The 19,343-nt window shown below is 65.3% G+C and carries 21 protein-coding genes; 14 read left to right on the forward strand and 7 right to left on the reverse strand.

Annotation, left to right across the window (positions count from 1 at the left end; genetic code table 11):
• Positions 1-87: 87 nt before the first annotated feature.
• The 3 genes from BLV07_RS35185 to BLV07_RS35195 all read left to right on the forward strand — a co-directional run bounded on the left by BLV07_RS35185 (position 88) and on the right by BLV07_RS35195 (position 2,272).
• Complete coding sequence (locus BLV07_RS35185) at positions 88-1,086, forward strand: hypothetical protein (RefSeq protein ID WP_091895034.1); 999 nt, start codon at positions 88-90, stop codon at positions 1,084-1,086.
• A gap of 110 nt (positions 1,087-1,196) precedes the next feature.
• Entirely contained in the window at positions 1,197-1,793 is a 597-nt protein-coding gene (locus BLV07_RS35190) for a TetR/AcrR family transcriptional regulator (RefSeq protein WP_091895036.1), read from the forward strand.
• Between the two features lie 11 nt (positions 1,794-1,804).
• Complete coding sequence (locus BLV07_RS35195; RefSeq protein WP_091895038.1) at positions 1,805-2,272, forward strand: PaaI family thioesterase; 468 nt, start codon at positions 1,805-1,807, stop codon at positions 2,270-2,272.
• 124 nt (positions 2,273-2,396) lie between these two features.
• Here BLV07_RS35195 and rplI read toward each other — a convergent pair whose 3' ends face one another.
• The 4 genes from rplI to rpsF all read right to left on the reverse strand — a co-directional run bounded on the left by rplI (position 2,397) and on the right by rpsF (position 4,875).
• Positions 2,397-2,996, reverse strand: coding sequence for a 50S ribosomal protein L9 (rplI, locus tag BLV07_RS35200; RefSeq protein WP_091895040.1), 600 nt, complete (start codon positions 2,994-2,996; stop codon positions 2,397-2,399).
• Between the two features lie 47 nt (positions 2,997-3,043).
• Entirely contained in the window at positions 3,044-4,024 is a 981-nt protein-coding gene (locus BLV07_RS35205) for a YybS family protein (RefSeq protein WP_091895042.1), read from the reverse strand.
• A gap of 135 nt (positions 4,025-4,159) precedes the next feature.
• Positions 4,160-4,399: a 30S ribosomal protein S18 gene (gene rpsR, locus BLV07_RS35210; RefSeq protein ID WP_007592020.1), complete on the reverse strand. Its 240-nt coding sequence runs from the start codon at positions 4,397-4,399 to the stop codon at positions 4,160-4,162.
• Between the two features lie 5 nt (positions 4,400-4,404).
• Positions 4,405-4,875 (reverse strand): 30S ribosomal protein S6, encoded by a 471-nt coding sequence (rpsF, locus tag BLV07_RS35215; RefSeq protein ID WP_091895044.1) that lies wholly within the window; start codon positions 4,873-4,875, stop codon positions 4,405-4,407.
• A 335-nt stretch (positions 4,876-5,210) separates the two neighbouring features.
• On the opposite strand from rpsF, the gene BLV07_RS35220 reads away from it, so the two are divergent.
• The 9 genes from BLV07_RS35220 (at position 5,211) to gmk (ending at position 13,818) form a co-directional block, all read left to right on the forward strand.
• The gene (locus BLV07_RS35220) at positions 5,211-5,918 is read left to right on the forward strand and encodes a TetR/AcrR family transcriptional regulator C-terminal domain-containing protein (protein WP_091895047.1); all 708 of its coding nucleotides are present in this window, start codon (positions 5,211-5,213) and stop codon (positions 5,916-5,918) included.
• 3 nt (positions 5,919-5,921) lie between these two features.
• Positions 5,922-6,947, forward strand: a complete 1,026-nt coding sequence (locus BLV07_RS35225; RefSeq protein WP_091895049.1) for a fatty acid desaturase family protein — start codon at positions 5,922-5,924, stop codon at positions 6,945-6,947.
• A gap of 173 nt (positions 6,948-7,120) precedes the next feature.
• Positions 7,121-8,080, forward strand: coding sequence for an ACP S-malonyltransferase (fabD, locus tag BLV07_RS35230; protein ID WP_091895063.1), 960 nt, complete (start codon positions 7,121-7,123; stop codon positions 8,078-8,080).
• A gap of 11 nt (positions 8,081-8,091) precedes the next feature.
• Positions 8,092-8,829, forward strand: coding sequence for a 3-oxoacyl-[acyl-carrier-protein] reductase (gene fabG, locus BLV07_RS35235; protein WP_091895051.1), 738 nt, complete (start codon positions 8,092-8,094; stop codon positions 8,827-8,829).
• A 312-nt stretch (positions 8,830-9,141) separates the two neighbouring features.
• Positions 9,142-9,381 carry an acyl carrier protein gene (locus tag BLV07_RS35240; protein WP_008551805.1) on the forward strand — a complete coding sequence of 80 codons (240 nt, stop codon included), beginning with the start codon at positions 9,142-9,144 and terminating at the stop codon, positions 9,379-9,381.
• A 108-nt stretch (positions 9,382-9,489) separates the two neighbouring features.
• On the forward strand, positions 9,490-10,755 hold the full coding sequence (gene fabF / locus BLV07_RS35245; protein ID WP_091895053.1) for a beta-ketoacyl-ACP synthase II: 1,266 nt from the start codon (positions 9,490-9,492) through the stop codon (positions 10,753-10,755).
• Between the two features lie 126 nt (positions 10,756-10,881).
• Positions 10,882-12,153: an endolytic transglycosylase MltG gene (gene mltG / locus BLV07_RS35250; protein WP_091895055.1), complete on the forward strand. Its 1,272-nt coding sequence runs from the start codon at positions 10,882-10,884 to the stop codon at positions 12,151-12,153.
• A 114-nt stretch (positions 12,154-12,267) separates the two neighbouring features.
• Positions 12,268-13,155, forward strand: coding sequence for a YicC/YloC family endoribonuclease (locus tag BLV07_RS35255; RefSeq protein WP_091895056.1), 888 nt, complete (start codon positions 12,268-12,270; stop codon positions 13,153-13,155).
• A 3-nt stretch (positions 13,156-13,158) separates the two neighbouring features.
• The gene (gene gmk / locus BLV07_RS35260; protein ID WP_091895057.1) at positions 13,159-13,818 is read left to right on the forward strand and encodes a guanylate kinase; all 660 of its coding nucleotides are present in this window, start codon (positions 13,159-13,161) and stop codon (positions 13,816-13,818) included.
• On the opposite strand, the gene BLV07_RS35265 is transcribed toward gmk, so the two are convergent.
• The 3 genes from BLV07_RS35265 to BLV07_RS35275 all read right to left on the reverse strand — a co-directional run bounded on the left by BLV07_RS35265 (position 13,751) and on the right by BLV07_RS35275 (position 17,013).
• Positions 13,751-14,983 carry a hypothetical protein gene (locus BLV07_RS35265; RefSeq protein ID WP_176945960.1) on the reverse strand — a complete coding sequence of 411 codons (1,233 nt, stop codon included), beginning with the start codon at positions 14,981-14,983 and terminating at the stop codon, positions 13,751-13,753. The genes gmk and BLV07_RS35265 overlap by 68 nt on opposite strands.
• Positions 14,984-15,135: 152 nt before the next feature.
• Positions 15,136-15,636, reverse strand: a complete 501-nt coding sequence (locus tag BLV07_RS35270) for a hypothetical protein (protein ID WP_091895059.1) — start codon at positions 15,634-15,636, stop codon at positions 15,136-15,138.
• Positions 15,637-15,663: 27 nt separating this feature from the next.
• Complete coding sequence (locus tag BLV07_RS35275) at positions 15,664-17,013, reverse strand: caspase family protein (RefSeq protein WP_091895060.1); 1,350 nt, start codon at positions 17,011-17,013, stop codon at positions 15,664-15,666.
• Between the two features lie 885 nt (positions 17,014-17,898).
• On the opposite strand from BLV07_RS35275, the gene BLV07_RS35280 reads away from it, so the two are divergent.
• Positions 17,899-18,303: an MAPEG family protein gene (locus BLV07_RS35280; protein ID WP_091895064.1), complete on the forward strand. Its 405-nt coding sequence runs from the start codon at positions 17,899-17,901 to the stop codon at positions 18,301-18,303.
• Between the two features lie 181 nt (positions 18,304-18,484).
• Positions 18,485-19,343, forward strand: an 859-nt coding sequence (locus BLV07_RS35285; RefSeq protein ID WP_176945961.1) for an ABC transporter substrate-binding protein, incomplete at its 3' end; no start/stop codon positions are given.

Raw genomic sequence — 19,343 nt, forward strand, 5'->3', positions numbered from 1 at the left:
CCATTCGCGGCTCAATCGGCTAAAAGGTGACCGCCGCCGCGCTGGATGCCGGCTGCACCTCTCGGAATTCAATGGAGATGATGGGAAATGTCGAGCCGAGCGCTCAGTCTCGCGACGGTACTGCTTCTGATCGGCTTCGGCGCGACCGATACCGTTCTTGCGCAGGCAACGAACCTCGAGGCCGGCAAGTCTCCGTCCCAGCTCTTCGCGCAGACCTGCAATGCCTGCCACAAGAGCCCCCGCGGGCTTCTGAAGTCCGTGGCGCCGGGGTCGCTGCCGGGCTTCCTGCGCCAGCACTACACCACGAGCCCGGACATGGCGGGCATCCTCGCCTCCTACCTCGTCTCCAACGGTGCCACCGACACTCGCTACCAGGCCAAGGACGGCAAGGACAAGAAGGACGGCGCCAAGGATAAGGAAGCCAATACGGCTCCGGGCCAGTCCGAACATCAGGGCCGCCGTCAGCGCTCGCAGGAGGCCGCCAAGCCGGAGGGCGAGGGGGCCGCTCCGGCGGCCGAGGGCGCGCGCCAGAAGCGTGCTGCGCGGCCGGCCGAGGACGGCACGAAGTCCGAGGGCCAGGCAGCACCGGAGGGACGCAAGGCCAAGCGCCGCGGCAAGCCCGGGACTGAGGAAGCACCGAAGGTCGACGCCGCCGCGCCGGCCACTGAAGACAAGAAGAGCGAGCCGAAGGTCGAGTCAAAGCCTGAGACGGCCAAGCCCGACAGCGCCAGGGTCGAGCCGGGTCGTGACGAGGCCAAGCCCGACAGCGGCAAGGCATCCGAGAAGCCCGCCGAGTCGAAGCCTGATAGCGCGAAGGTCGAGCCGAGCGGCAGCGAAGCTCCGGCGCTGCGCCCCGATCCGGTCCCGCAGGTGACGCCGTCTGCACCAGCCGTCGTGAAGTCGGCCGAGCCGGCCGCGTCCAAGCCGGCGGAAGAGGCTGCTCCCAAGCCGGCCGCGCCTGCCGCCAGCTCCGAACCGGCACCCGCGGTGAAACCGCAGGAGTCGGCGCCGCCTGCGACCGCTGCTGCTCCGCCTGCAGCGCCAGCCGAGTCCTCCGGCCTGCCGGCGCCGCCGATCTCGCGCTAAGCCAATCCACACATTTTCGGATCGACAGGCGGAGGCCGCGCATCGCGGCCTCCGCACCGTCTTGACCGACGGTAGAGTGCGGCTCTAGAGTAATACTCTAGGAGGTTTCGATGACGGCGAGCATGCGTGATGACCTGTTGGAGGCGGGACTAATCGTGTTCGACCGCGTCGGCTTCGAGGCTGCGACGGTGGCCGCGATCCGTACCCGGGCGCGCGCCTCCAATGGCAGCTTCTTTCATGCCTTCGGATCGAAGAAGGAGCTCGCCGGCGCGCTGTTCCTGGAGGTGCTGCGGCACTATCACGCCGCGGTGCTGGCTGCGCTCGATCCCGTGCCCGATGTGGAGCAGGGTATCGATCGCCTGATCCGGGCGCATCTCGACTGGGTCGTCACCAGCCGGCGCGAGGCGCGCTATCTCTTCGAGATCTCGCGCAGCGAATGGGGCGAGGACGTGCGCGACGGCCAGCGCGCGCAGAACGCGCGCCTTGTCGAAGGCATCGAGCGCTGGCGCGCGCCGCTGGTCGCGCGCGGCGAGCTGCTGCCGATGACGCCGGTGATGTTCGTCAGCCAGCTGATCGGCCCGGCCCAGATCTTCTGCCGCGCCTTTCTGTCGGGACGCGAACGCGCCGATCCGCGCATCGAGGCCGACACGCTGATCGCCTGCGCTATCCGTGCGCTACGGCCACTCGATCGCATCGATAAACAATAGGGAGAGACAGCATGCGAGCCGAAGCGGATCCCGAATTCGCAGTCGTTGCCGAGCGCATCCACGCCAATGTCGGCCGGCAGGGTTTTATGAATCTGGTCGGTGCCGAGCTGTCCGAATTGTCGCGCGGCACCTGCACCATCGCCGTAGAGCGCCGGCCGGAACTGCTTCAGCAGCACGGCTTTTTCCATGGCGGCGTGACTGCCTTCCTGGTCGACAACGCCACGACGATCGCTGCCGCCACCTCGCGCGGCCAGTCGGCGCTAACGGCGGAATACAAGCTCAATTTGTTATCGCCCGCGGTCGGCGAGAAGCTGATCTGCCGGGCAAGAGTGATCAAGCCGGGCCGTCAGGTTGCCGTGGTCGCGGCCGACGTGTTCTGCGTCAGCGATGGCGTCGAGAAGCATACGGCAACCGCGCTCGCCTCGATCGCGATGTTGAGCGAGGACGTCGCCGCCAAAACGAAAAGCCCGGCCGCCTGAAGCGACCGGGCTGATCCATTCTCTGTTGTCATTGCCGGGCCTGGCCCGGCAATCCATCTTCTTGAGCAAACTCTCTTGATGGATGCGCGGGTCAAGCCCGCGCATGACGAGCTGTACGTGCTGCTTACTTCTCTTCCGCAGCCGGCGCCGGCTCGACCTCCTCGTGCTGGGCTTCCGGATCGAAGAACTCGCCGGCCGCGGCGATCGCCTCGGCGGCGGCGTCGCGGTCCTCGTTGCGGGTCGAGATGTCCTCGCCGCGGTTGATGCGCTCGGCTTCGTCCTGGCTGCGCGCGACCGTCACGGTGATCTCGACCTCGACCTCGGGGTGAACGGCGACGGTGACCGTGTGCTTGCCGATGGTCTTGATCGGCGCGTCGAGCTGCACCTGCGGACGGTCGAGGTGGACGCCGTCGGTCTCGAACGCGGCGACGAGGTCGCGCACCGTGACCGAGCCGAACAGCTGGCCGGCTTCGGAGGCCTGACGGATCACGATGATGTTCTTGCCCTCGATCTTCTCGGCGACCTTGGACGCCTCGCCCTTGGCCTGGAGGTTGCGAGCCTCGAGCTCGGCCTTCATGCCGTCATACTTGGCACGGTTGTCGGCGGTGGCGCGCAGCGCCTTGCCGCGCTTGAGCAGGAAATTGCGGGCATAGCCGTCGCGAACCTTCACGACTTCGCCCATCTGGCCGAGCTTGTTGACGCGTTCCAGCAAAATGACTTCCATATTCGTTCTCCTTTGAAGTGGTCTGAGTTTCAGTTTTCGGGTTGGACTTAAGGGGTCGGCAGTGGCGGCGGCTGCCGGCTGCGCAGGAAGCGCTCGCGGAAGCCGAACACGGCATCCGCAAGACCGAGGATCACCATCGCGATTACGGGCCATCCGAACACGACGACGACGGCGTAGGTCGAGCCGAGCCAGAAGGTGCGGCTCTTCAGTGTCAGCGTCAGCGTATGCAGCACGGCGAAACCGGTCAGCGCATAGCCCATCATCAGTGCGGCCGTAGTGATCTGCGCGACGATCGCGAGCAGCCCGCCGGTGAAGCAGAAGGCGATCGCGATGCAGAGCGCCACGAGCGTCATCGGCGGCAGCTCGGCCGTCTTCATGTCCGGCCAGGGACGACGCAGCCGGCCCGACGTCGCCGTCACCTTGGCGCTGAGCCAGAGGTTGAGAGTCAGCGTCATCATCGCGACGATGGTGGCGGCGGCCGGTGCGATGCGCACCAGCGCATCGACGAACTGGCTGGCTTCGCCCGAGGTTTGCGGGTCGGTGGTGCGCAGAAGGCGCATCAGGCCGCGCCGCAGCGTGCCGGTGATGGTCTCGGCGTCGGTGCCGAGCGTGAGCAGGGCGGCGATCGTGGTCAGCGCGGCAAAACCTGCGATCCAGAGCAGGATGCGGCCGACCGGATACCACTCGATCTCGGGCTCGGCCGGCGGCTCGGCGGCGGAGGCGTCTGGCCCGACGCTTCCGACCTGCCGACCGAGCAGGACGAGGTGGCCGAGCCACCAGGCCGGCAATGCGACGGTGACGGCGAAGGCGATGCAATAGGGCAGGCCGAACAGGGCGCCGAGGCCGATTGCGGCGGCAATGCCGCCGAGGCTCGCGCACAGCGGCCCCCAGCCGATCGCGGCGACCATCAGCGGCAGCGGTGCGAGATAGAACAGGACGAGCGAGATCAGCGCGCCCGAAATGATCGAGGCGAACATCAGGGCCGACGCGGCGCCGGCGATCAGGGCTATCAGTCCAAAGGCCATCATCAGCTGTCCCGCTCCCTTCGAGCGGTTAGAGGCATCGTTTGCCCCAACCATCGGCGACCGGACGACCCGGAAGCCTTATGCGTTCAGATCAGTTTACGACCGGCGGCTCAACGGCCGCCAGTCGAGTTGGTCGTATCAGCGAATGACGTAGGGCAACAGGCCCAGGAAGCGCGCGCGCTTGATGGCGCGGGCGAGCTCACGCTGCTTCTTCGCGGACACCGCGGTGATGCGGCTCGGCACGATCTTGCCGCGCTCGGAGACGTAACGCATCAGGAGCTTGGAGTCCTTGTAGTCGATCTTGGGAGCATTGGCGCCCGTGAACGGGCAGCTCTTGCGACGACGGAAAAACGGACGGCGTGCACCAGCTTCAGCCATTGATCTTACTCCCCATCCGTCGTGGTTTCAGCTTCTTCGCGCGGGCGGCGCGGGCCGCGGTCACCGCGGAAGCCGCCCTCGCGCTCGCCACGGAAGCCGCCTTCACGCTCGCCGCGGAAGCCACCGCCGCGGTCGTCACGCTCGCGATCACGATCAGCCTTGCGCATCATCGCGGACGGGCCTTCCTCGAGTTCTTCGACGCGGACGCTGAGATAGCGGATGACGTCTTCGCTGATGCGCTCCTGGCGCTCGATCTCGGCGATCGCCGCGGACGGCGCGTCGATGTTGAGCAGCACGAAGTGCGCCTTGCGGTTCTTGTTCATGCGGTAGGTGAGGGAGCGAACGCCCCAATTCTCGGTCTTGGTGACCTTGCCGCCGAGACCTTCGACGATACCGGTCATCTGCGCAGTCAGCTCTTCGACCTGCTGCGGGCTCGCGTCCTGACGCGCGAGAAAAACATGCTCGTAAAGAGGCATGGAAGTCCTTTCCTCATGTTGGCGCATCGCCCGGCGTCAAGCCCTTAAGAGACCTTCGGAAAGGACTCTGGGATTAAGCTCAGAAGGCGGAAACACGGGACGACGGGCCGACTGGCCCTGCCACACCAAAATCACGAATGATTTGCTGAGACCGTCCGTTCAGCTCCCGGCCAGGGTCTGCGGATGCGCGCCTTATACGGATTTTGGCCGGCTTTGCAAGGTTGGGGGCCAAATCTCGGCCTCGCCCGCCCGGCGGCGGTGGTTACCACCCTTAAATCTTACCGGCTTGATTTATTTGTTTGTATAGCATACAAAGAAAGCAGCGGGAGGATCCAATGGCAGACAATTCTGCCCATGCTCCGTTCGAACCGGGCGCCGGCGACCCAAAGCATGCCGCGCGCGCCACGCGCTCGGCCGGCCGCAAGATGCGGTCGCTGCTGCTGGATGCCGCGAGCCCGCTGTTCCGGGAGCGGGGACTTTCAGGCACGGCGATCACCGACATCGCAGCCGCGGCGGACGCGTTCCCGAGCCAGATCACCTATTACTTCCGCACCAAGGAGGCGCTGTTCGTCGAATGCGCCTGCCGCGAGCTGCTGTATCTGGCGCGCGCGACGGAGCAGGCGGCGCTGAAGACGCGCACGCCGCAGGAATACACGCACGCGCTGGCCGAGACGGTCACGGCGAGCGATTCGGTCGCCTTCTTCGCCGAAGCCCTGACATTGACGCGGCGGCGCCAAGATCTCGCGCCACTGGTCGAGCGCACCATCGAGCGCCTGCACAGCGAAGGCGCGCGGGCCTATGCGAGCCAGGTCGATCGGCATGGCTGGCGCTCCCTGCGTGCGCCCGACGAAAGCTCGCGGCGGTTCTGGGCCGTCGCCATCGGCGTCATCCTCGAAGGCTACGCCATGGGCCGTTCGCCCGAGCAGCTCTGCGCCGAGATGCTGCGCGTGCTCGGTGAGCAGGCGAAATCCACGGGCGAGGCAGCGCGCCTGCGCCTCGTCGAGCAGCACGACGCATCGAACACTTCGGATGGGGAGAGTTAGGCCATGACCGCGCTTCGCATGCGTGCCCGCGATTTCCTGACCGACGAACAATTGGCCGACGTGCGCCAGCGCGTGACGTGGAAAGGCGTCGCACTGATCGCGCATGCCTGGGCGCTGATCGTAGGCGCGATCGCTCTGGCCGCGTGGTGGCCCAATCCGCTGACATACATTCTCGCCGTCGCCATCATCGGCTCACGCCAGCTTGGGCTCGCCATTCTCATGCATGACGGCGCGCATGGCTGCTTGTCCGCCGACGAGAAAACCAATCTGGCGCTGAGCCAATGGTTCTGTGCCTATCCGCTGTTTGCGGAGACGCGGAGCTACCGGCGCTATCACTTGCAGCATCACGCGCGCACCCAACAGGAAGACGATCCCGATCTGGTGCTGTCGGCGCCGTTTCCGATCACCAAGCTGAGCTATCGCCGCAAGTTCATTCGCGACATCACCGGACAGACCGGTTATCAGCAACGCAAGGCACAATTGCTCAACGCGCTCGGGCCGACGGACTGGCCGTGGCGGCAGCGTGCGGCGCATTTCTGGGACAAGCTCGGCCCGCAATGCGCGGTCAATGCCGCAATGTTCGTTGCGCTCGCGGCGGCCGGCGTGTGGTGGGCCTATCCGTTGCTATGGCTGGTGCCGCTCCTGACCTGGATGATGGTCATCACCCGCATCCGCAACATCGCAGAGCACGCGGTCGTCCCTGACAGCAATGACCCCTTGCGCAACACCCGCACCACGCATGCCAATTTTCTCGAGCGCCTGTTCGTCGCGCCGTACTACGTGAACTATCACCTCGAGCATCACCTGTTGTTCTACGTGCCCTGCTACAATTTGCCGAAGGTGCATCGCCTGCTGAGCGCCAGCCGGCATGCCGGCCGCATGGAGGTGCAGCCGGGCTACGCCGCGGTGCTGCGGCTCGCCACCGCGAAGCCGAACCGGGACGATCGGCCGGGGCAATTGGTCAATAGCGCGCGCCGCGCGCGGGCGGGGGCAGAGGTCGACGCCAACCAGACGGCCGGCGGATTCTAGGAAGCCACATCCCCGGTTGAATGCCGGCCGGGGTTCCCATCTTGGCTTGACAGTCCGACCCCGGACAGTGTCTACGGCCCCCTTTGGAGCATGATCCGGAACCTTGGCCTAAGGCCGCGCGTAATCGGCTGCCGGTTCTCGTGAGGATCAAGCCCGACAAGCAGGGAGCGCCGATGACGGCAGCATTCACATTTCCGGGGCAGGGGTCCCAAGCGGTTGGCATGGGCAAGGCCCTGGCCGACGCCTTTCCGGTGGCGCGCGCCGTGTTCGACGAGGTCGATGCCGCGCTCGGGGAGAAATTGACGGCGACCATATGGGATGGTCCGGCCGAGACCCTCCAGCTCACCGAAAACGCCCAGCCGGCGCTGATGGCGGTCTCGGTCGCCACCTTGCGCGTGCTGGAGAGCGAAGCCGGTTTTTCCGTCGGGCGGGACGCGGCCTTCGTTGCCGGCCACTCGCTTGGTGAATATTCGGCGCTGGCTGCAGCCGGCAGCCTGACCATCTCCGATACCGCACGGCTGCTTCGCACCCGCGGTCTCGCAATGCAAAAAGCCGTCCCGGTCGGCGCCGGTGCGATGGCCGCGCTGCTGGGCCTCGACTACGAGGCCGCCATGGAGGTTGCCCATGAGGCGGCGCAGGGGCAGGTGTGCCAGGCCGCCAACGACAATGGCGGCGGCCAGGTGGTGGTCTCCGGCGACAAGGCAGCGGTCGATCGCGCCGTCGAGATCGCCAAATCCAAGGGCGCCAAGCGCGCGATGCTGCTGCCGGTATCGGCGCCGTTCCATTGCAAGCTGATGCAGCCGGCCGCCGACGCCATGGCGGAGGCGCTCTCGAAGGTCACGATCAAGGCGCCGGCCGCGCCGCTGGTGTCGAACGTGCTGGCGAGCGCCATTAGCGACCCCGATGAGATCCGGCGCCGCCTGGTCGAGCAGGTCACCGGCACGGTGCGCTGGCGCGAGTCGGTTGCCTATATGGCAGGGCAGGGCGTCACCCGCTTTTTCGAGATCGGCGCCGGCAAGGTACTGACCGGTCTCGTCAAGCGCATTGCGGACGGTGCCGTCGGCGTTGCTGTCGGCGGTCCCAACGATATTGCCGCCGCCAAGGATGCCTTGGCCGCCGCGAAGCAGGGTTGAGGGAGTTATCGATGTTCGATCTGACTGGCAGGAAGGCGCTCGTCACCGGCGCGACCGGCGGTATCGGCGGCGCGATCGCGCTGGCGCTGCACGCGCAGGGCGCCACCGTTGCGATTTCCGGAACGCGCAAGGAAGTGCTGGATGAGCTTGCCGGCAAGCTCGGCGAGCGCGCCTTTGTGTTGCCCTGCAATCTCTCCAAGGCCGATGAGGTCGAAGCGCTGGTGCCCGCTGCGGAAGCCGCGATGGGACAGGTCGACATCCTCATCGCCAATGCCGGCATCACCCGCGACAATCTCTTCGTGCAACTCCGTGACGAGGATTGGGAGGAGGTCATCAACGTCAATCTGACCGCGACCTTCCGCCTGGCACGCGCCGCCACCAAGCTGATGATGCGCAAGCGCTTCGGCCGCATCATCGCCATCACCTCGGTGGTCGGCGTCACCGGCAATCCCGGACAGGGCAATTACACCGCCTCGAAGGCGGGCCTGATCGGCATGATCAAGACGCTCGGTGCCGAATACGCCAAGCGCGGCGTGACCGCCAATTGCATCGCGCCAGGCTTCATCAAGACGCCGATGACGGATGCGCTCAACGACAAGCAGCGCGAAACGATTCTGACCAAGGTTCCGGCTGCCCGTCTGGGCACGCCCGAGGACATCGCGGCGGCCGCCGTGTACCTGAGTTCGAACGAAGCAGCCTACGTCACCGGCCAGACCATCCACGTCAACGGCGGCATGGCTATGATCTAAGCCCTCATTCCGCACTGCCCACATGGCGGCGCGGGATGCGGCAAACGGCCGTTTCCGGAGCGAAATGAGGCTTGTAGTCAAGGCAATTGAAGTATGATAACCGGACCTTCAACGGATGGGCAAAGAACGCCATTGCAGGTTTTTGAAACCCTGTATATTGGCGATGCGGAGCCTTGGCCGTCGTTCGCCGGGCCCTGTATCGGTTAGGATGGGGCCAAATCAAAGTTCGTAAGCGAAGGCAAGTAACACGACCACGACGGCTCGTATCGTCCCGGGGGGTCGGGTCTACAGGGAACAACACGAGGTTAAGCAATGAGTGACATTGGCGAGCGGGTTAAGAAGATCGTGGTCGAACACCTTGGTGTTGAACCCGAGAAGGTTGTCGACAACGCGAGCTTCATCGATGACCTCGGCGCCGACAGTCTGGACACCGTCGAGCTGGTGATGGCGTTCGAAGAGGAATTCGGTTGCGAGATTCCGGACGACGCTGCGGAAACGATTCTCACCGTCGGCGATGCCACGAAGTTTCTCGAGAAGAACGCGAAGAGCTAAGGCTCTTCATTTTCGCGGGGACAACATTGAAACCGGACGGGCCGCTTCGTAGCGGCCAGCCGGTTTCTTGTTATTGGCCGTGAATCTTTCGATGCGGAGTTTTCGGATATGAGGCGGGTTGTCGTCACGGGTCTTGGCATGGTCTCGCCACTCGGCTGTGGCGTCGAACCGACCTGGAAACGCATCCTCAACGGCGAGAGCGGTGCGCGCAGGATCGCGAGCTTCGACGTCTCCGATCTCCAGACCAAGATCGCCTGCACGGTCGTGCGCGGCGACGGTTCGAACGACACCTTCAATCCCGACAAGTGGATGGAGCCGAAAGACCAGCGCAAGGTCGACGACTTCATCATCTTCGGCATGGCCGCAGCCGGCCAGGCGCTCGACGACGCCAACTGGCATCCCGAGACTGAAGAGGACAAGTGCGCGACCGGCACCATGATCGGGTCGGGCATCGGCGGCCTCAACGGCATTGCCGATACGGCGATCCTGCTCAAGGAGCGCGGACCGCGCCGAGTGTCGCCGTTCTTCATTCCGGGACGCCTGATCAATCTCGCCTCCGGCTATGTCTCGATCGCGCACGGGCTGAAGGGACCGAACCATTCGGTGGTCACGGCCTGCTCGACCGGCGCGCATGCGGTCGGCGATGCCGCCCGCCTGATCGCGCTCGGCGACGCCGACGTCATGGTGGCCGGCGGCGCGGAATCGCCGATCTGCCGCATCGGCATTGCCGGCTTCAATGCCGCGCGCGCGCTATCGACTGGTTTCAACGAGACGCCCGAGAAGGCTTCGCGTCCCTATGACAAGGACCGCGACGGCTTCGTGATGGGCGAGGGCGCCGGCGTCCTGGTGCTCGAGGAGCTCGAGCACGCCAGGCGCCGTGGCGCGAAGATCTACGCCGAGGTGATCGGCTACGGCCTCTCCGGCGATGCTTATCACATCACCTCACCGTCGCCCGACGGCGATGGCGGCTTCCGCAGCATGTCGGCAGCGCTCAAGCGCGCCGGTCTCACGGCATCCGATCTCGACTACATCAATGCGCACGGCACCTCGACACCGCTCGGCGACGAGATCGAGCTTGGTGCGGTGGAGCGCCTGCTGGGCAATGCCGCCTCCAAGGTCGCGATGTCCTCGACCAAGTCGTCGACCGGTCATCTCCTCGGCGCGGCCGGTGCGATCGAAGCGATCTTCGCCATTCTCGCGATTCGCGATAATGTCGTGCCGCCCACCATCAACCTCGACAATCCGTCAGTCGAGACCGCGATCGATCTCGTGCCGCACAAGGCGAAGAAGCGTGAGGTCAACGTCGCATTGTCGAACTCTTTTGGTTTTGGCGGCACCAATGCGTCGGTGATCGTCCGGCGTTTGGCCAGTTAGTTTGCGTTTGAGACGAATCCACCGTTTTGCCGTATTCGGCGATAGTCATAGAAGTGGGCGCGTGCATTTGGCTCGGCAAGGTGATTGTCAGGCCGCGATTGAACCGGCAGGATTCAGGTTGCTTCGATGAGTGAAAGGCCGCCCATTTCGCCCCGGAGTCCGCGGGCAGCGCTCGAGCCCGAGCAGGTCCCGCCGCCGCCGAAGCGATCGGAACGCGCGCGCAATCCCTTCGTGGTGGTCGGCAACGCCATCATCACCCTGGTGTTGATTGCCATGCTCGGCGCCGGCGGGGTCTATTATTACGGCCGGCAGGTGTTGGAAGCACCCGGGCCGCTTAGGGAAGACAAGATCGTCAACATCCCGCAGCGCGCGGGCAAGCGCGACATCGCCGAGACGTTGAACCGGGAAGGCGTCACCGACATCAATCCGTGGGTGTTCATCGCCAGCGTCGCCGCGCTGAAGGCGAGTTCGGACCTCAAGCCCGGTGAGTATTCGTTCCAGAAGAACGCATCCTTGCGCGACGTCATCGCCACCATCGTCGAGGGCAAGGTGGTGCAGCATGCCGTGACGATCCCGGAAGGCCTGACCTCCGAGCAGATCGTGGCGCGGCTGTCCGACAACGACATCTTCACCGGCAGCGTGCGCGAGCTGCCGCGCGAGGGCACGTTGTTGCCGGAGACCTACAAGTTCCCGCGCGGCACCACGCGCGAGCAGGTGATCCAGCGCATGCAGCAGGCGCACAAGCGCGTGCTGGCCGAGATCTGGGAGCGCCGCAGCCAGGACATTCCGGTGAAGACGCCGGAGCAGCTGGTGACGCTGGCGTCCATCGTCGAAAAGGAGACCGGCAAGCCGGACGAGCGCAGCCGCGTCGCTGCCGTGTTCGTCAATCGCCTGAAGCAGAGGATCAAGCTGCAGTCCGATCCCACCATCATCTATGGCCTCGTCGGCGGGAAGGGCACGCTGGGCCGTCCGATCAAGCGCAGCGAGATCACGCAGCCATCGCCTTACAACACCTATGTGATCGAAGGCCTGCCGCCGGGACCGATCTCCAATCCGGGCCGCGCCTCGCTCGAGGCCGCCGCCAACCCGGCCCGCACCCGCGATCTCTATTTCGTCGCGGACGGCACTGGCGGGCACGCTTTCACCGAGACCTACGACGCGCACCAGAAGAACGTCGCGAAACTCCGCGCGATGGAGAAGCAGATCCAGAACGACACGGTCGAGCCTGCCGAGGACGCGCAGCCACCGGCCAATGCTGCGCCGGCCGCCACAGATCCGCCGACCGCGACCACGCCGGCGCGGCCCAACCAGCAGAAAAAGCAACCATCACGGCCTGCAGGTCCCGCTCCGGCCCGGCAGGGCGCGGTGCAGACCTCGCCGCCGGTGGTCCAGCGCTAGGTTGGCGCAGACCTGCCCGCGGACATTGCGGATTCCACTTTCCGGCAAAATAGTCTTAAGATTCGCGTGGCTTGATGGCCTCGCGAATCCCGTGTTTCTGGAGAATTTCAACCGATGGCGCTGTCGTCCATGACCGGCTTTGCCCGAAGCCACGGCGCAAGCGGGCCGTACACGTTCGAATGGGAATTGAAGTCGGTCAATGCCAAGGGCTTTGACCTCAGGGTGCGGCTGCCGCAGGGGTTCGACGAGCTCGAGGCCCACGCCAAGAAGCGCGCCGGTGAGCTGTTGTCGCGCGGCACCGTCTACGCCAATCTCAACGTCAAGCGCACCAACGCCGCCGCTACCGTCCGCGTCAACGAGGACGTGCTCAACGCCGTACTGAAGGCGGCCGCACTGATCTCCGGCAAGGTCGACGCGGTCGCGCCGAGCATCGATGGCCTGCTCGCCATCAAGGGCGTCGTCGAGGTCGCCGAGCCCGAGGGCGACGAAGAGGAGGACAAGGCCGCGCGCGCCGCCGCAGTGGAGGCGTTCGACAAGGCGCTCGCCGATCTCGTCGAGATGCGCAAGCGCGAGGGCACCTCGCTGGGGCAGATCCTGACCCAGCGGGTCGACGAGATCGAGCAACTGACGAAGAAAGCCGAGGCTGCGCCCGGCCGCAAACCGGAGGCGATCAAGGCGAAGCTCACTGAGCAGATCGCGAGCCTGCTCGACACCTCCGATCGTTTCGATGCCGATCGCCTGATGCAGGAGGCGATCCTGATCGCAACCAAGGCCGACATCCGCGAGGAGCTCGACCGCATCGCCTCGCACATTGCGCAGGCGCGCGAGCTGATCGGCAAGGGCGGTCCGATCGGCCGCAAGCTCGATTTCCTGGCGCAGGAGTTTCACCGCGAGGTCAACACCTGCTGCTCGAAGTCGAACGACATCGAGCTCACCAATACGGGACTCGCCATGAAGAACGTGGTCGAGCAGTTCCGCGAGCAGGTCCAGAATCTGGAGTGATCGATGACGACGGGCGGTCACGGGACTGACGGTGTCGAGCGCCGCGGATTGATGTTCGTGCTGTCCTCGCCCTCGGGCGCGGGCAAGACGACGCTGTCGCGTCTCCTGATCGAGCGGATGCCCGGCTTGAAAATGTCGGTCTCGGCGACCACGCGCGAGATGCGGCCGGGCGAGGTCAACGGCAAGGATTATTCGTTCGTCGACAAGCCGACGTTCGAAGCGATGGTGAAGGCCGGCGAGCTCCTGGAATGGGCGACGGTGTTCGACAACAGCTACGGCACGCCGCGTGGCCCGGTCGAGGCGGCGCTCTCGGCGGGGCAGGACGTGCTGTTCGACATCGACTGGCAGGGCACGCAGCAGCTACGCGAAAAGGCGCGCGCCGACGTCGTCAGCGTGTTCATCCTGCCGCCCTCGGCGGCCGATCTCGAAAAGCGCCTGCACTCGCGCGCGCAGGATTCCGACGCGGTGATCCGCAAGCGGATGAGCCGCGCCAGCCACGAGATGAGCCACTGGGCCGAGTACGACTACATCGTCATCAACCACGACGTCGACCAGGCCTTCGCCGAGGTACAGTCGATCCTGAAGGCCGAGCGCCTCAAGCGCGAGCGGCGGATTGGCCTCGTAGGCTTCGTGCGAACTTTGCAAGGTCAGCTTCAAGGTTAGGCCGCGACAGGCGCGGCCCTTCCTTCGCCAGCTGCTCCAGCATCGTCGTGATGACGTCGACGTCGACCGCATCCTGGTCGCGGCCTGCCGGCGCCTCATCGCGATCCTCGCCAATCTCGTTGGTGACCAGCTTGGGCGCAGCAGCCCGATCGAACAACTTGATCTCGACCTCGGCCGGCTTGATCTCGTCGGGTTCTGCGGCAGGGACCGCAGCGCGCCGCTTGCGCGCGTCGATCAGATCGATCTCGCGGCCAATCGCGGCAAGTTTTGTCACTTGTTTTGCCGCTTGTGGACGTGCGGCATCGAAGTCGATCGGGTGCGCCGGCTGCGAGCGCGGCGCAACGGCCGGCGTTGCATCGCGCCAGGGCGCGCGGCTTGCGTGCTGGTTCTGCGTCTCCCAATCGTTCCAATAGCCGTGACGCTCGGCGGACTGGACGCGGACGCGCGTGCGCGCGCCGGCGAAGCGGTAGATGAGGCTGGCGAGGATACCGGCGAGCGCCAGCGCACCGCCGATCACGAGCATCAACATCTGGACCGAGCCGGCCGGTTTGTCGGCGCTGCTGTCTGCCACGGCGAGCGCCGCCGGGGCAGGGGATTTTGACGGCTTTGCGCTCGGCTGCGCGGCTGCCGTGACCGCGGCAGGCGCCGGCTGTGGCGCGGGCGGCGCGGACGCCGTGGAGACATCGGGCCAGGGCGTGTCGCCCGCGGATTGTTGCGCGTTGCTGTCAGCGGTCTGGTCCGCAGATGGTTGCGCCGGGGTCGCGGCTGCGGCCTGCGCAACTGCGTTTGGTGTTTGGGGGGCGACACCGCTCCGCGCTGTCAGATATTCGGCGCGCGCATCCTGCACCGGGTGCTGTTGCTGCGGCTGCTGCGCCGGCGCCGTCGGCGTATCGCTCGTGGCCTGCGCACTCTGCACGGATTTCGCGCCGTCCTTGTCGCCGGCAGCGCGCAGATACCAGCATTTCCGCTTGGTCGAGCGCTCGAGGCGATAGTACCAGTGCTGCCCCTGCGGCGCGGCGCCCTTCGGCGAGGCGAGGCAGTCCGCGGCGGCCGCGTCGGCCGTGCTCGGTGCGGTCTGCGCGTTCTGCGACACGGCGGCCAATGGCGCGCCAGCAATGATGCTGCCGACTAGCGCGGATATGAACTTTGCGGTGCGGTTGCCCATCCTGGTCTCCCGGTTACGCATGACGCAACTCTTAACCATCCCTTTGTCATCAAAGACTTGGGTGGCAATGAGCCGCAAATCCGGAGAGGATGTGGCTTGAATCGGGCCTGCGGCGCGTTGGTTCCGCGGCGAAATCGGGCCTTTTCACGTCGTTACTGTTTCGCCGAACTCCAGGTTCCGCCGCAGCCATCGGAGCGGCGCCAGGTTCCGGAACCGCTGCGGCCCCCGAGACGGCCGGAGCCTGTGAAGGTCACGCCCTCGCCTTGACCGACCGTTCTGACTGCGCCGTTCGGGCTGACGGTACCGGTGACGCCTTGGCCGATGACCTTGCCCGAGGAGACGACGACCGCGCCGGACGTGGAGCCGCCGCAGCCGATGCTGGTGACCATCCAGGCGCCGTCAAAGCCTCCGCCACCTCCACCGCCGCCACTGCGCCGCGACGCGCGCGGCTCCTCGGCGGCCGGCTTGCTCCGGCGCGCGGACGGAGCGGGCTCGGTCGAGCGCTCTGAAGAACGATCCTGGCGCGAGCCAGACAGCGACTTCTCGTCATTGCCGATCGAGCCGCCGGCGCTGCCCGACTGCGCGAAGGCGGACGATGAGGCGACGGTGAGGAGAAAGGCGAGGGCAATCGTAGCGGTGACGGTATTGGGCATGACCAAACAATCCAAACGAAAATGCATTCAGCGGCCGGAGCCGTCGGCGCAGACGGACCCGATAATGCGGCAAGCTTTGCCAGCCTTGCCGCATTCGTCAAGCGCGGCGTCTTTCGCGCGCTGCACGCTGTCGCGCTGGACCAGCGACCAGGACTTGTCGGAAATGGCGAACGCGCCGCAGCTTCTGCCATAGAACGAGAGCTCGATCGGGCATTTGGTGCCGGCGCAATTGCCGCGCGCATCCGCCACCGCCGCGCGCCGCGAGGCGTGATTCCAGGACATCCCCCATTTGTTGCCATCGGGTCCGTAGACGATCGAGCCCCAGGGCTTCAGATCCTCCATCTTGCGCATCCGCAGCAGCAGGCCTTCGGTCGCTTCGCCCGTCGGCGCCATGGAGATCCGCTGCTGGAGTTTTGTGATCGCGCGCGTCAGGCCGTCGGACGTATCAGGATCGAAATTGAGCTCGTAGAGCCGCTCGCTCAATTCGCTGAGCAGCGCGGCATCGTGTAAGGGGACGCGGTCGGGATCGGCGCGCAGGCGCTCCGCCGGCAGCGGATCGGGCTGCATCGCGGCGACCTGGGGCGGCGGGGCGGCTTGCGTCGGCGGCACGAAATAGAAGGTGCCGTCGATCGGCGAGGACGACACCCAGGGCTGCTGCGCGCCCGATGTGGCGCGCTTCACCGCGAGGCCGACCTGGTTGAAGGTCTGGAACACGTCGAGGCCCGCGACCCGGATCGTCGTGGCGAGGGCTTTCGTATAGGGGCTGTGTCCGTCGCTGCCGTCCTGGGCGACGTTGCCGGGCTGCGTCGCGTAGGAGATCAGCGTGCCCTCGGGGGCGCGCATCTGCGCCAGGCCGCCATCGGATGATCGCAGGCCGCGTGAGCCAAACGGGTTGTTGCGGCAGGCGTCCAAGATCACGAGGTTGAGGCGCGTGCCGGACCCCTGCATCTGCCGCAGCACGAGATTGACGTCGGTCATCTGGAAATCGACGTCGGCCTCGCGGGTCGGATTGGCGCCGACAGGCACGAGATAGTTGGAGCCCGAGACCTGCACGCCGTGGCCGGCATAATAGAACAGCGCGACATCGGCGCCCTGCACCTGGCGGCCAAAACTCTGCACCGCGATGTCCATCGCGCCCTTGTCGAGATCGAGCTGGGCGCGACCGCCGACCAGCGCGAAGCCAAGTGCACCGAGCGTCTCCGCCATCAGGCTCGCATCCTTGGACGGATTGTCGAGCGGCGTGATGTTCTTGTAGGCGGAGTTGCCGATGACGAGCGCGATGCGCTTCTCGGCAGATGCCGGATGCGTTGCGGCGGCGAGCGTAGCCGCAACCAGCGCTGCCAGCCCCAAAACGCGATTGAAAATCCTCGCGCGCATCAAAATTCCTCAAGGCAATGGCATCAATCTAACATTCCGGGGCGCGCGCGAAAAGCAGTGCGACTGTCGGTAAGATCACGGGCCTGCGCACCGAGACCGAAGGGGCATAGCTCTGCGCTCCCGCGGCGCGTTTCGCCCGAGTCTTGCTTTGATCTCATCGCCCTTTGGAAGCCGAAGGGCGCAGGGAAGACCGGGCGCCGGCGGCACCCGCATGTCCGTTCGCCACGGTGGACCACGGGTTGGCCGAACGCCCGGCCTTCCCTGCGCGGATGGTTTTAACGGTGTCCTTCGTGCTCTCCCCGGGGAGCGATGCACTATTGCCCCCGTCGTCTTGCAGATGGCTGATGCGCGCGCCCGGTCGGGCCGCCACATCACCGCAAGCCTTGACGCACAGACCCCGGGCGTCAGGACCACACGACTTCTCCGTCCGCGGACGGTCCCGCCTGAATGCCTGGAGGCTTGCGTGTGCTCGCCCCCGGCATCAACGAGACCGCTGTTACGGCGCCGTGTCGTACCGCGCCAGCGTGACGACTCACGGTTGCCCGCCCCGTCATCCCGCTGATCCGCGCCGGCGCTGCCGCGTCCACCGCCACCCAGCCCGCGTCTAGTGACGGTCGCGAACGCCCCTTTGGCAAGGCCGGGATGCGTGGTGTATGCCATAAATCCGAAATTCGGAAAAGTGAAATATTTTCGCGGCGATGGCTTGACGGGGTGTGTTGCCGACGCCTCCCGGGGGCCGCCGTCAACTCCGTCCGTCGTTTCGGATTCCGCGACTTTGTCAGCAGGTGGACCCGACGCAGGACAGGAGGAGAGGAGTCCTGTTTGTCTTGTTCGGACAGGATCGGCTACAAATGAACAAAGGGCAGGAATGACTTGGGAGGGGACATGTCCAACACGGGCTATGCACTGGCAGGCTTCGTCTCGTGGGCGCTGCTTCTGCTGGTCGTGATGGAAACCATCCGAACGTATCTCGTCGTGACTGGAAAGGTTGCGGCCAACGCCTTCACGCCGGATAACTCCGGACTATCGCCCTTCATGCAGCGCCTCGCACGGGCTCACGCGAATTGCATCGAAGGTCTACCGATTTTCGGCGGCTTGTTGGCGATTGCGATGATGGTATCAAGAACGGATGTTACAGACCCTCTAGCGTTTTGGTTTCTCGGCGCAAGGATTGTGCAGTCGATTATCCATCTCGCGTCGAACAGTCCGATAGCAGTAAGTCTCCGCTTCGCCGCGTTCGCCGTCCAGATGGCGATAGGTATCTACTGGTCATGGAAGCTGATGGTCTAGTGACTGGATCGCGCTCGGCATGTCAGCCGTTGAGGCCAGACCGGACGTGCCGAGAACGCGCCCCAATCGACGCGATTGACCCATCTGCGACATAGGCAGCATCGAAATCCCGCAGCGCAGCAGTCTCCTGCTGTAGCGGAGGTGTGTTATGCTTCCAGTCGGAAGCACGGAGGGACCGGGAGTGAACCGGCGCTCATGCATCATGCTGCTCGGCGGCGCGGCGGCTTGGCCGCTCGCAGCGCGTGCGCAGCGAGGCGGGAAGGTCTATCGCGTCGGGATTCTGGAGCCAATACCGGCGGCACGGAACGCCGCCAACCTCGAGGCTCTGCGCAAAGGTCTGCGCGATTTCGGTTACTTCGAAGGAAGCAACTTGATCATCGAGTATCGGTCGGCCGACGGTCGGGCCGAGCGGTTTCCGGATCTCGCATCAGAATTGGTTGGCCTCAAAGTCGACCTGATCCTGGCGAGATGCACTCCTGCCACCACGGCGGTTCAGAACGCGACCGGAACGATTCCAGTAGTCATGATGACAATGGGCGGCCCCGGTGCGATCGTAACGAGCTTCGCGCGGCCGACCGGCAACATCACGGGGGTGATTACTTTCAGCACCGAACTGACAGCGAAACGGGTTCAGGTTCTCAAAGAACTGGTTCCTGGCCTCACGCGAGTTGGGTTGCTTCACAACATGGGCAATCCAGCTGTCCCAGCCGAATGGGAAGAGACAAAGATAGCGGCACGCTTGCTGGGTCTCGAGGCTGAGCTTCTTGACGTGCGGAGCGAGGGTGACCTGAGCCACGCATTCGAACTGGTGATGCGACGGCATATCGACGGCCTCGTCGTTGGGGCAGACGGTCTCACCCAAATGCATCAACAAATGATCGTTGAATGGGTAGCCCGCAACCGTGTGCCCACTGTCTTCCCAGCCCGCGAGTTCGTCGAAGCCGGGGGACTGATCGCCTACGCCGTAAACTATCCTGACCTCTATTTCCAGCTCGCAGCCTTCATCGACAAGATCTTCAACGGCGCAAAGCCAGGCGATT

The organism is Bradyrhizobium sp. Rc2d (genome assembly GCF_900099855.1).
GTDB lineage: Bacteria > Pseudomonadota > Alphaproteobacteria > Rhizobiales > Xanthobacteraceae > Bradyrhizobium.